Origin of the sequence: Xanthomonas indica (assembly GCF_040529045.1) — a bacterium.
In the GTDB taxonomy this organism is placed as follows: domain Bacteria; phylum Pseudomonadota; class Gammaproteobacteria; order Xanthomonadales; family Xanthomonadaceae; genus Xanthomonas_A; species Xanthomonas_A indica.
In genome coordinates this window covers 4,285,354-4,296,916 of sequence record NZ_CP131914.1, presented here as the reverse complement: position 1 = coordinate 4,296,916, position 11,563 = coordinate 4,285,354, and the positions used below count along the sequence as shown (strand labels likewise).

Below are 11,563 nucleotides of genomic sequence, written 5' to 3'. Positions count from 1 at the left end.
AGCGATCCGTCGTCGCGGAAGCGTCCGGATGCCACGGCAGTCGCGGCGCGGTGCCGCCGTTCGGTCCGTGTCGAGGTGGCGATGCAGGAGCCGGGAAAAGCGCTTGACAGCGAGTTCGTCTACGCGTGTAATCGATAAAAATTTACGGGTGTAAACGTAATGTCGATCAGCGATGCGGAAGCGGTGGTCATGGAGGTGCTGTGGGAGCGGCACCCGCTCAGTGCCGAGGAGGTGTTCGCTGCCTTGTCCGGCCATGGCGGCTGGGCCGAACCCACGGTCAAGACCCTGCTCAACCGCTTGCTCAACAAGGGCGCGATCCGCGCCGACAAACAAGGCCGCCGCTATCTGTACACGCCCCTGCTGCAGCGCGCGCAGTGGGTGCAGCAACAGAGCGAAGGCCTGCTTGACCGCCTGTTCGGCGGCCGCATCGCGCCGCTGGTGGCGCACTTCAGCGAACGCGGCAAGCTCAGCGACGCCGATATCGCCGAACTCAAACGACTGATCCAGGAGCTGGACGATGAGCATTGACGGGATCGTGAGGAACCTCGGAAGCACCGCGCTGGTCGTCAGCGTGGCCATCGCGGCGGTGCTGGTGTTGCGCGTGCCGATGCGGCGTGCCTTCGGCGCGAGCATCGCCTATGCCGTGTGGATGGCGGTGCCGTTGGCGCTGCTGGCGGCACTGTTGCCGAGCGGCTGGCGTCCAGCGTTACCGGCGGGGTTGGTGCTGGACATGCCGTCAGTGCTGGTCGGCGCACCACAGGCGCAACTGTCCGCAGGCAGCGGCGGCTTGCCGGCGAGCGGCCACGCCGCGGTCTGGTGGCTGGCGGTGTGGCTCGCGGGCGCCGTGGCCTCGGCGGCCGTGCTGTGGCGGCAGCAGCGCCGCTACCGGCGCAGCCTGGGCCGCTTGCGGGCGGGCGAGGGCGGCGTACTGGTCGCCGAGCATGCGCTGCATGGGCCGCTGGTGCTGGGCGCGTGGCGGCCGCAGGTGGTGGTGCCGATGGACTTCGCCGCGCGCTACCCGCCGCCGCAGGCGCAACTGGTGCTGGCGCACGAACGCCTGCACATCGCCCGCGGCGACACCCGCAGCAATCTTCTGCTCGCCGCGCTGCGCTGCGTGTACTGGTTCAATCCGCTGCTGCACTGGGCCGCCACGCGCTTCCGCCTGGATCAGGAGCTGGCCTGCGATGCGGCGGTGCTGGCACGCCATCCGGGTGCGCGCCGGCACTATGCCGAGGCGATGCTGCAGACGCAGCTGGATGCGCTGGCCCTGCCGGTCGGCTGCCACTGGCAGGCGGGCAGCGTGTTGTGTCAGCGCATTGCCCTGCTGCGGCGTCCGGCGGTGCGTGGTTGGCGGCGTCGTTTGGGCATCGCGGCGGTGACGCTGGCCGCGTTGAGCGGGAGTGCGATGGCACTGGCGTTGCCAATTGGAACAGGTGCCACGGGCGTGGCACGCGATCTGGTCGGGAGTGAGGTGGATGGCACGTCGGCACGACCGGCGCAGCAGGTGTCGGTGGTCGCCGTGCGGACCGGAGCGCGGCCTGCCAAGGTGATCGACATGCCGCCCCCGAAATACCCGGATGAAGCGGTGCGTGCGGGCGTCTCCGGCAAGCTGGTCCTGCTGGTCGACGTGGATGTGCACGGGACGCCGAGCGGCGTGCGCGTGCTGGACCATGGCAGCGGGAGCGCTGCGCTGGATGCCGCCGCGGTCACCGCCGCCTGGAAGTGGCGCTTCTCGCCCGCGATTGCGCACGGACGCGCTGTGGCCAGCCGCTTGAAGATTCCGGTCGCGTTCGATGTGGAAATGTACCCCGAGGATGCGCCGGCTGGCGTCGCCGATGCCGCGAACTACCGCTGGTTTCGCCTGGGCGAGGAGGCCGGCGATACCTCGGCGAGCCTGTGCGACAAGGTGCTCTCCGGCAAGGGCGGCGCCGCGCCGCTGTGCGGCATGGCGCGGACCGTGCAATGAGTGCGCACTGGCGGGCGGGCATGCTGCTGGCGCTGGCTCTTTCCGGCTGCGCCAGCCACGTGCCGAAAGAGGCGCCACAACCGACCAAGCGCATCGACTCGGTGGATCAGCGCATGCTGGAAACCGGGTTCGGCGCGGCGCCGGGGGCGGCGGCGGTGCAGTCGTATCGGATGCGGCCGCAGGAAGTGTTCCGCATGCCGCAACCGCTGCAGGCGCCGACGCCGCAGTTGCCGGCCGAGTCGCCACGCCGCACGCTGGCCCCGACCACGGTCTGCGTGCGGGTGATCCTCTCCGCGCAAGGCACGGTGGAGCGCAGCGCCCTGTTGAACGATCGCCCGGACTGCAGCGCGGGTGCGCAGCCGGAGATGGCCGATCTGCTGCAGGCAGTGCAGGCCGCGGTCGTGCAGTGGCGCTTCGTACCGGCGGCGATCTGCACCTACGCCGATCCGGCGCAGCGGCCGGCCCAGGAAGGGCGTTGCGACGATGCACAGTCGGTGCAGGAGGTGCCGGTGACGCTGGCCTATGCGTTCACTTTCGAGGTCCGGCAGGGCAAGGCCAGCGTGCAGTCGGGGCGCGTGAGCGGCGCACGCTGAGCGTGGCGACCGGCGCATCCGGCATCCGTCGCCCTCCGCCTCGGCCTACAGCATCTCCGGCTTGAACAGGCGCCGCCGCGAGATCTCCGGGCCGGACAGCATGAAGCGGCCGTCGCCCCGGTAGTGCAGGGTGCGCGGCCGCTTGGGCGAGGCGGCGACGTGCGCCTTGACCACCTCCCACACGAACAGGCCGTGCTTGCCGATCTGGCTGCCGTCGTGCAGGCGGCACTCGAAGCTGGCGTAGCACTCGGCGATCAGTGGCGCCGCCACGTGCGTGGCGGGCACCGCGGTGAGGCCGAAGTGCGCGAACTTGTCCAGGTCAGCACCGCTGGTATTGCCGATGCCGACCACGGTATCGACCAGGTCGGCGGTGGGCAGGTTGATCACGCATTGCTTGCTGCGCCGGATCAGCGCGAAGCTGTGGTTGGCGCTGGAGATGCAGCAAGCCAGCAGCGAGGGCGAGAACTCCAGCACCATGTGCCAGCCCAGGGTCATGACGTCGCGCTGCTGCTTCCAGGCCGAACTGACCAGCACCACCGGGCCCGGCTCGAGGAAGCGGCGGACGTCCTGCGTGGGGAAGTCGAGCTTGCGGTAGCGGCGCATGCGGCGGACCGGGAACCTGGGACCCCAGTCTCGCCAGCGGCGGTGAACGCGGTGTCGGCGTCAATCCAGCCGATGCACCGCGTCGGCGATGCGCGCCACTTCCTCGGCTTGGTGGCTGACATAGAGCATGGGCAGGCGCACTTCGTCGCGCACCCGCTGCAGGTAGGGGATCAGGTCGCTGCGGCGGTCCGCGTCCAGCGCCGACAGCGGTTCGTCGAACAGCAGCAGCGCGGGTTGCGACAACAGCGCCCGGCCGATCGCCACGCGTTGCGCTTCGCCGCCGGAGAGCGTGTCGGGGCGCCGCCCCAGCAGGGCGCCGATGCCCAGCAGCTCGACCACCGCGTCCAATGCGAAGCGCGCCGGCTGGCCGCGGCCATGGCGGCCGTAGCCGAGGTTGCGGCGCACGTCCATGTGCGGGAACAGCCGCGCATCCTGGAACACGTAGCCGATACCGCGGCGGTGCGCCGGCAGGTCGATGCCGGTGGCGCTGTCGTACAGCACCCGACCATCGATGGCGATGCGCCCACTGCGCGGCGGCAGCACGCCGGCGATGGCGTTGAGCAGGCTGGTCTTGCCGGCGCCGGACGGACCGACCAGGGCGACCACGCGCGCCTGTTCCTCGATCCGTACGTGGCGGGCGAAACGCCCGCGCTGCAGATGCAGGTCGATGCTCAGCATCGGTGCGGGCTCCGGGCGCACGTGCGGCTCATGCGTCCGCCTCCGCGCCGCGCTGGCGCCGCACCAGCCACTCGGAGGCCAGCAGGGCGCCCAGCGAGATCGCCAGCGCCACCGCCGCCAATCGCCAGATGCCGGCCTCGGCCCCGGGCACCTGCAGCAGGCTGTAGATCGCCGAAGCCAGGGTCTGCGTCTGTCCCGGAATGTTGGAGACGAAGGTGATGGTGGCGCCGAACTCGCCCAGCGCCTTGGCGAAGCCGAGTACGCCGCCGGCGACCACGCCCGGCCATGCCAGCGGCAGGGTGATGGTGAAGAACACCCGCCACGGGCCGGCGCCGAGGGTGGCGGCGGCCGCTTCCAGACGCCGGTCGGTGGCTTCCAGGGCCAGGCGGATCGCCCGCACCATCAGCGGGAAGCCCATCACCGCGCTGGCCAGCGCCGCGCCGGTCCAACGGAACGCGAACTGCACGCCGAGGTGCTCGAACAGCCATCCGCCGATCGGGCCCTGCAGACCGAACAGTTGCAACAGCGCGTAGCCGGTGACGATCGGCGGCATCACCAGCGGCAGGTGCAGCAACGCGTCCAGCAAGGCCTTGCCGAAAAAGCGGCGGCGCGCGAGCAGCCAGCCGCAGGCCACCGCAAAGGGCAGGCTGGCCAGCGCCGCGACCAGCGCCACCTTGACGCTCAGCACGATCGCGGTCAGTTCCTGCGCGGTGAAGTCGAACAATGCCAGGCCTCAGCGGGCGAGCGAGAAACCGTGGCGACGGAAGATCGCCTGTGCCGGTGGCGTGCCCAGCCAGCGCACGAAATCGGCGGCGCTCTTCGCCTGTGCGCTCGCGCGCAGCGGCGCCACCGGATACACGATCGGCGCGTGGCTGTCGGCGGGGAAGGTCGCCACCACCCGCACCTTCGGCTCGGCCTGGGCGTCGGAGCCGTAGACGATGCCCAGCGGCGCCTCGCCGCGCGCCACCAGCATCAGCGCGCTGCGCACGCTCTCGCTTTCGGCCAGGCGCGGCTGCACGCTGTTCCACTGCCCCAGCGCCTGCAGCGCCGCGCGCGCGTACTTGCCGGCCGGCACGCTGGCGGTCTGGCCGACCGCCAGGCGTCCCTGTGCGCCGAGTGCGGCGAGCAGTGCGCCGGGCTTGCGCAGATCGACCTGGGCGGTGCTGGCGGCTGGCGCCACCAGCACCAGGGTGTTGCCGAGCAGGTCATGGCGCTGCGCCGGGTCGATCAGCTTGCGCTGCTGCAGGTAGTCCATCCATTCCTGGTCGGCGGACACGAACACGTCCGCCGGCGCGCCCTGTTCCACCTGCCGCGCCAGCGTCGAGCTGGCGGCGTAGGACACCTGCACGGGCGTGCCGCGGGCGCGCTGGTAGGCGCTGGCGGCCTCGTCCAGCGATTCCTTGAGGCTGGCGGCGGCGAACACGGTCAGCGGCGTCTGCGCCGAAACCGGCGCGATCGCGCTGGCGACGAGCAGCGTGCACAGGCACAACAGGCGGCGCAACGGTCGGGTCATGGGTCACTCCAGCGGGGGGGCGGGGCAGGCGATGCGGCGGCGCGCGCGACCGCAGTCGCGCAGCGCTGGCGCAGACCCGCATCCTAGCGCGCCCGCGGCGCGCTGCCTGCTCACACCGCCGGCGGCACCAGATCGTCGGTGCGCCCGGCCTGGATGTTGGCGCGCACCGACGGCTGCATCAGCCGCGGCTCGGCCAGCGTCGCATCGCGTGCCTGGCGCAAGGCCACGAAGGCCGCTTCGTCGATGCCGTCGCGCACGTGGATGTTGGCGCGGCGCTGTTCGCCGATGCTGGTCTGGCAGGCGACCGCGCGGCCGCCTGCGCCGTAGTCGTGGCACACGAACACGCGGGTGGCCTCCGGCAGCGCGTACAGCCGCTGGATCGAGCGGTACAGCGTGGCCGCATCGCCGCCGGGGAAATCGCAGCGCGCGGTGCCGCTGTCGGGCATGAACAGCGAATCGCCCGGGAACAGGGCATCGCCGATCAGGTAGGCGACGCTGTCGCCGGTGTGGCCGGGCACGGCGATCACCTGCGCCTGCAACCCTCCGATCGTGAAGCGCTCGCCATCGGCGAACAGGTGGTCGAAGCCGCAGCGCGCCTGCGCATCCGCGTCCAGGCCGAACTGTGGCGCGAAGCGGGCGCGGACCTGGCGGATGCCGTCGCCGATCGCCAGCGTCGCCTGTGGCCAGCGCTGCTTGAACCATTGCGCGGCGGAGACATGGTCGGCGTGGGCGTGGGTCTCCAGGATCCAGCGCAACTGCAGCCCGCGTTCGTCCAGGCACGCGGCCAACGCCTGCGCCGGCGCCGCGTCCAGCGCGCCGGTCTGCGGATCGAAGCCCACCACCGGATCGATCACCGCGGCGTCGTGGCCGTCCTCCACCACATAGCTCCAGGTGCCGGAACCGGCGTGGTGGAAGGCGTGGACGTGCGGATGCTGGTTCATCGATCGCTCCTGCTGGCGGCGGGCGGCGCGGCGCTGCAGTAGATGCCGTGCAGCACCTCGAGGATGCGCTGCACCGGGCCGGGCACCAGCGAATAATAGATGGTCTGGCCGTCGCGGCGGGTCTGCACCAGCCCATCCTCGCGCAGCAGCGCCAGATGTTGCGACAGCGCCGACTGGCTCAGCTCCACGCGTGCGTTGAGTTCGCCGACCGATTGCTCGTGGTCCACCAGCAGGCACAGCAGCAACAGGCGCTTCTCGTTGCCGAGCGCCTTCAGCAGGCGTGCGGCCTCGCTGGCGTGCGCACGCATCGCGGCAGGATCCAGGGCGGGCGCGGCGCGGCGCGTCATCGGCTCAGAAATCGACCGGGCCACCGGCTGCGGTCCAGCCCAGGAAGCCGCCGGTCAGCGAGCGCACCGCGGTGTAGCCCAGGTGCTGCAGGCTCAGTGCCGCCAGCGTGGAGCGGCCGCCGCTGGCGCAATACAGCAGGATCGGCTGATCGCGCCGGGCCAGCGCCGGATCGGCATCGAGGCGGAATTCGAGGATGCCGCGCGGGATGTTGATGGCGTTGGGCAGGTGGCCCATGGCGAACTCGCCGGGTTCGCGCACGTCGATGATCCATTCGCCGGGCAATGGCGTGGCAGCGAAATCGGGGTGGATGGGGGTTTCGTGGATCTGCGCGCGTGCGCGATCGACCAGGGCTTGGGCGGAGGAGGCGGGCATTGGGGGTGCTCGGCGGGAAAGTGCGCCCATCATATCAGTTGACTCTAATATAAGAAAATTCTAATTTATCTCGCGGCCAGCCTCGTGGTCGCGACCGCTGCCGCCGCGTGGCTTGCCCGCCGCTGGCGGAACCGTGCTTTTCCTTGTGGAGTTCGATCATGCATGTGCGTCGTTGGCCAATCTGGAGCGCCGGGAGCGCCGAGCGGCTGCGCCGGCCGGGTGCGGCCGCGGCCACGCCATCAGGCGCGAACGGCCGCGCCACCGTGGCTGGCGTGCTCGTGTCGCTGGCCATGCTGGCGCTCGCCGGCTGCCGACATGACGCCGCCGCGGTTGCGCCGCCGCCGTTGCCGGCGCTGGCGACGGCTCCGGTGGCGTCTGCGGCGATGGCCTCCCGCTCCTGGGACGGCGTGGTCGCCGCGGTGGAACACGCCGATCTGAGCGCGCAAACCGACGGCCGCGTCCGCCGTGTGGCGGTGGACGTGGGCGACCGCGTCGTCGCCGGCCAGGTGCTGCTGCAATTGAGCGCAGTGGAACAGCGGGCCGGGGTCGACAGCGCCCGGGCACAGCTGCGCGCTGCCATGGCCAGCGCTGGCGAGGCCGAGGCCAGCTACCGCCGCTATGCCGCCCTGGCCGATGCGCAGTACGTGTCGCGCGCGCAACAGGATCAGGCGCGCGCCACCCGCGATGCGGCACGCGCGGCGCGCGCCGCGGCGGAGGCGCAACTGGCGCAGGCGCAACAGCCGGCCGCGTACACGGTGGTGCGTGCGCCGTTTGCCGGGGTGATCAGCGCCCGCCAGGTGCAGCCGGGCGAGGCGGTGGCGGCTGGACAGGCGTTGCTGTCGCTGTACGTGCCCGGTTCGCAGCGTATCGAGGTGCAGGTGCCGCAGTCCGACGCCGCTGCCGTCCGCGCCGCGCCGCGCGCGCAGGTGCGGCTGGACGATGGACGCATCCTGCAGGTTCCGCAGGTCACGGTGTTTCCCACGGCCGATCCGCGCAGCCACAGCGTGACGGTGCGGGTGCCGCTGCCGGCGCTGCAGCCGGCCCCGGCGCCGGGCACCACGGCCAAGGTCGACTTTCCGCTGGCGGCCGGCGATGCCGCGGAGGCGACGCCGTTGAGCATCCCGCGCTCGGCGTTGCTGCAGCGGGGCGAACTCAGCGCCGCCTATGTCCTGGCCGATGGGCGTTTGGTCCTGCGTCAGCTGCGGATCGGGCGGCGCGATGCGCAGCGGGTGGAAGTGCTGGCCGGGCTGCGCGCAGGCGAACGCGTGGCGCGCGACCCGGTCGCCGCCGGACAGGCCCTGGTCGCGCAGCGGCGCGCGCTGGCGGAGCACTGAGATGGGACTGTCCGGCCGCCTGGCGGCATTCTTTCAGGCCAATCCGCTGACGCCGTTGCTGGCCCTGCTCGGTCTGCTGCTCGGCCTGGCGGCGGTGGCGGTCACCCCGCGCGAGGAAGAGCCGCAGATCGATGTGACCATGGCCAATGTGTTCGTCGCCTTGCCCGGTGCCGATGCGCGCGAGGTCGAGCAATTGCTGAGCACGCCACTGGAACAGAAGCTCGACGAGATCGAAGGCATCAAGCACGTGTACTCGGTGAGCCGCCCGGGTCAGGCGGTGCTGACCGTCGAATTCCAGGTCGGGGTGCCGCGGCAGGTCGCACTGGTGCGCCTGTACAACCAGGTGTATTCCAATCTGGACGTGCTGCCGACGCGGATGGGTGCCAGCGCGCCGCTGGTCAAGCCCAAGGGCATCGACGACGTGCCGGTGATGAGCGTGACCCTGTGGGGCGACGATCCGCAGCGCAGCGCCGCCGATCTGGTCGCGATCGCGCGCACGCTGGAAACCGAACTCAAGCGCATTCCCGGCACGCGCGACATCTACAGCATCGGTGCGCCGCCACGGGTGCTGACGGTGACCCTGGATCCGGCGCGGCTGGCCGCCTACGACCTCACCGTGGCCGACCTCGGCCAGGCGCTGCAGGGCGCGAACGTGGTACGCCCGCTCGGCGACCGGATCGGCGACGGCCGCGCGGTGCCGCTCAGTGCCGGCCGGTTCCTGGCCGACGCCGACACCGTGCGCGAACTGGTGATCGGCATGCACGATGGCCAGCCACTGAGGTTGCGCGACGTGGCCCAGGTGCAGGCTGGCGCCGATCTGCCCGGCGCCTACGTGTGGTACGGCGCGCCGCCCACGCGCGGCGGCCCGGCGCAGGGGCGTGCGCCGGCGGTGACCCTGGCCATTGCCAAGAAGCCGGGCAGCGACGCCGCGGCGCTCACCCGCGCGGTGAGCGCGCGTCTGCAGGCCTTGCGCGGCGAACTGCTGCCGCAGGGCGTGCATGCCGAGGTCACCCGTGACTACGGCGCCAGCGCGGCGGCCAAGGCCGCCAAGCTGATCCACAAGCTGGTGTTCGCCACCGCCTCGGTGGTGCTGCTGGTGCTGTTCGCGCTGGGCTGGCGCGAGGCCATCGTGGTCGGCAGCGCGGTGGTACTGACACTGGCGCTGACGCTGTTCGCCTCGTGGGCGATGGGCTTCACCCTCAATCGCGTGTCGCTGTTCGCGCTGATCTTCTCGATCGGCATCCTGGTCGACGACGCCATCGTGGTGGTGGAGAACATCCACCGCCATCTGCGCGCCGGCGGCAAGACTTTGCGCGAGGCGATTCCGGCGGCGGTGGACGAGGTTGGTGGCCCGACCATCCTCGCCACCTTCACCGTGATCGCGGCGCTGATGCCGATGGCCTTCGTCAGCGGCCTGATGGGACCGTACATGCGACCGATCCCGATCAATGCCTCGGTCGGCATGCTGCTGTCGCTGGCGATCGCACTGGTGGTGACGCCCTGGCTGGCGCTGACGCTGTTGAAGCGGCATGTGCCGGCGCAGCCTGCGCCGGCACATGCCGGTGGCGATGCGCCGCCGCGCCTGCAGCGGCTGTTCGCGCGGTTGCTGCGCCCGTTCCTGGATCCGGTCCGCGGCGCACGCCGCCGTGGTTGGCTGTTCGCCGGCATCGCGGCGCTGCTGCTGGCCGCGGTCGGCCTGGTCGGGCTGCAATGGGTGGTGCTGAAGATGCTGCCGTTCGACGACAAGTCCGAACTGCAGATCGTGGTCGATCTGCCCGAGGGCAGAACCCTGCAGGACACCGACGCGCTGTTGGTGGAACTGGCCGGGGTGCTCGACCGCTCGCCCGAGGTGCACGACTACCAGGGCTATGCCGGCACCTCGGCGCCGGTCAACTTCAATGGCCTGGTGCGGCAGTACTTCCTGCGCAGCGGCAACAACGTCGGCGACCTGCAGGTGAACCTAGTCGACAAACACCAACGCACGCGTCATAGCCACGCCATCGCCCGCACGCTGCGCCCTCCGCTGGCGGCGATCGCGCGCCGGTATGGCGCCTCGCTGAAGGTGGTGGAAGTGCCGCCGGGGCCGCCGGTGCTGGCGCCCTTGGTGGCCGAGGTCTATGGGCCGGACTATGCGCGCAGCCAGCGCCTGGCGTTGCTGCTGGAGCAGCGCTTCCTGCGTACGCCGAACGTGGTCGATGTCGACACCAGCGTGGAGAGTGCCGCCACCCGCGAGACGCTGGTGGTCGACCGGGTGCGCGCCGCGCGCCTGGGCGTGAGCCAGGCATCCATCGCCGATGCCCTGGCTACGGCGGTGCAGGGTCTGGACGTCACCTGGCTGCACGATGGCACGTCCAAGGTGGCACAGCCGGTGCGGTTGCGCCTGCCGGCCGCCGCGCAGGCCGCCAGCGCACGCGTGCTGGCGCTGCATGTGCGCGGCGGCGATGGCCAACTGGTCCCGCTGTCGGCGCTGGTGACCGTGCAGCGCCTGCCCTGGGACGACAGCATCGCGCACAAGGACCTGCGGCCGGTGGTGTACGTGACCGGCGACGAAGCCGGGCGCCTGGACAGCCCGCTGTACGGCATGTTCGACCTGGTCGGGCAACTGCGCCGGCACGCGCTCGATGGCCAGGCGCTGCAGCAGCACTTCATCGCGCCGCCGGCCGATACCGGCGACTTCGCAGTGAAATGGGACGGCGAATGGCAGATCACCTACGAGACCTTCCGCGACATGGGCATCGCCTACGCGGTGGGCCTGTTGCTGATCTACCTGCTGGTGGTGGCGCAGTTCCGCAGCTATCTGCTGCCGCTGGTGATCATGGCGCCGATTCCGCTGACCGTGATCGGGGTGATGCCGGGCCATGCCTTGCTCGGCGCCCAGTTCACCGCCACCAGCATGATCGGCATGATCGCCCTGGCCGGCATCATCGTGCGCAATTCGATCCTGCTGGTGGACTTCGTCCGCCATGCGCTGGCGCAGGGGCGCAGTGCCGAGCAGGCGGTGATCGAGGCCTGTGCGGTGCGCGCGCCGCCGATCGCGCTGACCGGCCTGGCCGCGATGCTGGGCGCGCTGTTCATCCTCGACGATCCGATCTTCAACGGTCTGGCGGTGGCGCTGCTGTTCGGCATCCTGGTCAGCACCGCACTGACCCTGCTGGTCATCCCGTTGCTGTACTACCCACTGGCGCGACGCGACGCATCGGCATGAGCGCGACAGA

The 11,563-nt window shown here is 71.1% G+C and carries 12 protein-coding genes; 5 read left to right on the top strand and 7 right to left on the bottom strand.

Translation table 11 applies throughout. The features are described 5' to 3' along the window. Positions 1–159 precede the first annotated feature (159 nt). Genes Q7W82_RS18480 through Q7W82_RS18470 form a run of 3 tightly spaced genes read left to right on the top strand, consistent with a single transcriptional unit; the run spans position 160 to position 2,559 of the window. Positions 160–528, top strand: a complete 369-nt coding sequence (locus tag Q7W82_RS18480; protein ID WP_010340889.1) for a BlaI/MecI/CopY family transcriptional regulator — start codon at positions 160–162, stop codon at positions 526–528. Next, positions 518–1,966 (top strand): TonB family protein, encoded by a 1,449-nt coding sequence (locus Q7W82_RS18475; RefSeq protein ID WP_242160594.1) that lies wholly within the window; start codon positions 518–520, stop codon positions 1,964–1,966. Before Q7W82_RS18480 ends, Q7W82_RS18475 begins: the two co-directional genes overlap by 11 nt. Then, a complete protein-coding gene (locus tag Q7W82_RS18470; protein WP_242160595.1) occupies positions 1,963–2,559 on the top strand; it encodes a hypothetical protein in 597 nt (198 codons plus the stop codon). The genes Q7W82_RS18475 and Q7W82_RS18470 overlap by 4 nt, the downstream gene beginning before the upstream one ends. Before the next feature lie 45 nt (positions 2,560–2,604). On the opposite strand, the gene Q7W82_RS18465 is transcribed toward Q7W82_RS18470, so the two are convergent. The 7 genes from Q7W82_RS18465 to Q7W82_RS18435 form a co-directional block, all read right to left on the bottom strand. Then, the gene (locus Q7W82_RS18465) at positions 2,605–3,162 is read right to left on the bottom strand and encodes a flavin reductase family protein (protein ID WP_242160596.1); all 558 of its coding nucleotides are present in this window, start codon (positions 3,160–3,162) and stop codon (positions 2,605–2,607) included. Between the two features lie 60 nt (positions 3,163–3,222). Beyond that, on the bottom strand, positions 3,223–3,840 hold the full coding sequence (locus Q7W82_RS18460; protein WP_242160597.1) for an ATP-binding cassette domain-containing protein: 618 nt from the start codon (positions 3,838–3,840) through the stop codon (positions 3,223–3,225). Positions 3,841–3,868: 28 nt separating this feature from the next. Continuing rightward, entirely contained in the window at positions 3,869–4,564 is a 696-nt protein-coding gene (gene modB, locus Q7W82_RS18455) for a molybdate ABC transporter permease subunit (RefSeq protein WP_160947519.1), read from the bottom strand. 9 nt (positions 4,565–4,573) lie between these two features. Next, positions 4,574–5,353 carry a molybdate ABC transporter substrate-binding protein gene (gene modA / locus Q7W82_RS18450; RefSeq protein WP_242160598.1) on the bottom strand — a complete coding sequence of 260 codons (780 nt, stop codon included), beginning with the start codon at positions 5,351–5,353 and terminating at the stop codon, positions 4,574–4,576. Between the two features lie 110 nt (positions 5,354–5,463). Next, positions 5,464–6,294, bottom strand: coding sequence for an MBL fold metallo-hydrolase (locus tag Q7W82_RS18445; RefSeq protein WP_242160599.1), 831 nt, complete (start codon positions 6,292–6,294; stop codon positions 5,464–5,466). Then, positions 6,291–6,641, bottom strand: coding sequence for a metalloregulator ArsR/SmtB family transcription factor (locus Q7W82_RS18440; protein WP_242160600.1), 351 nt, complete (start codon positions 6,639–6,641; stop codon positions 6,291–6,293). The genes Q7W82_RS18445 and Q7W82_RS18440 overlap by 4 nt, the downstream gene beginning before the upstream one ends. A 4-nt stretch (positions 6,642–6,645) precedes the next feature. Then, complete coding sequence (locus tag Q7W82_RS18435; RefSeq protein ID WP_242160601.1) at positions 6,646–7,014, bottom strand: rhodanese-like domain-containing protein; 369 nt, start codon at positions 7,012–7,014, stop codon at positions 6,646–6,648. Positions 7,015–7,277: 263 nt separating this feature from the next. On the opposite strand from Q7W82_RS18435, the gene Q7W82_RS18430 reads away from it, so the two are divergent. Both Q7W82_RS18430 and Q7W82_RS18425 read left to right on the top strand, forming a co-directional pair. Continuing rightward, complete coding sequence (locus tag Q7W82_RS18430) at positions 7,278–8,348, top strand: efflux RND transporter periplasmic adaptor subunit (RefSeq protein ID WP_242160602.1); 1,071 nt, start codon at positions 7,278–7,280, stop codon at positions 8,346–8,348. A gap of 1 nt (position 8,349) precedes the next feature. Further along, entirely contained in the window at positions 8,350–11,553 is a 3,204-nt protein-coding gene (locus Q7W82_RS18425; RefSeq protein ID WP_242160603.1) for an efflux RND transporter permease subunit, read from the top strand. Positions 11,554–11,563: the final 10 nt, after the last annotated feature.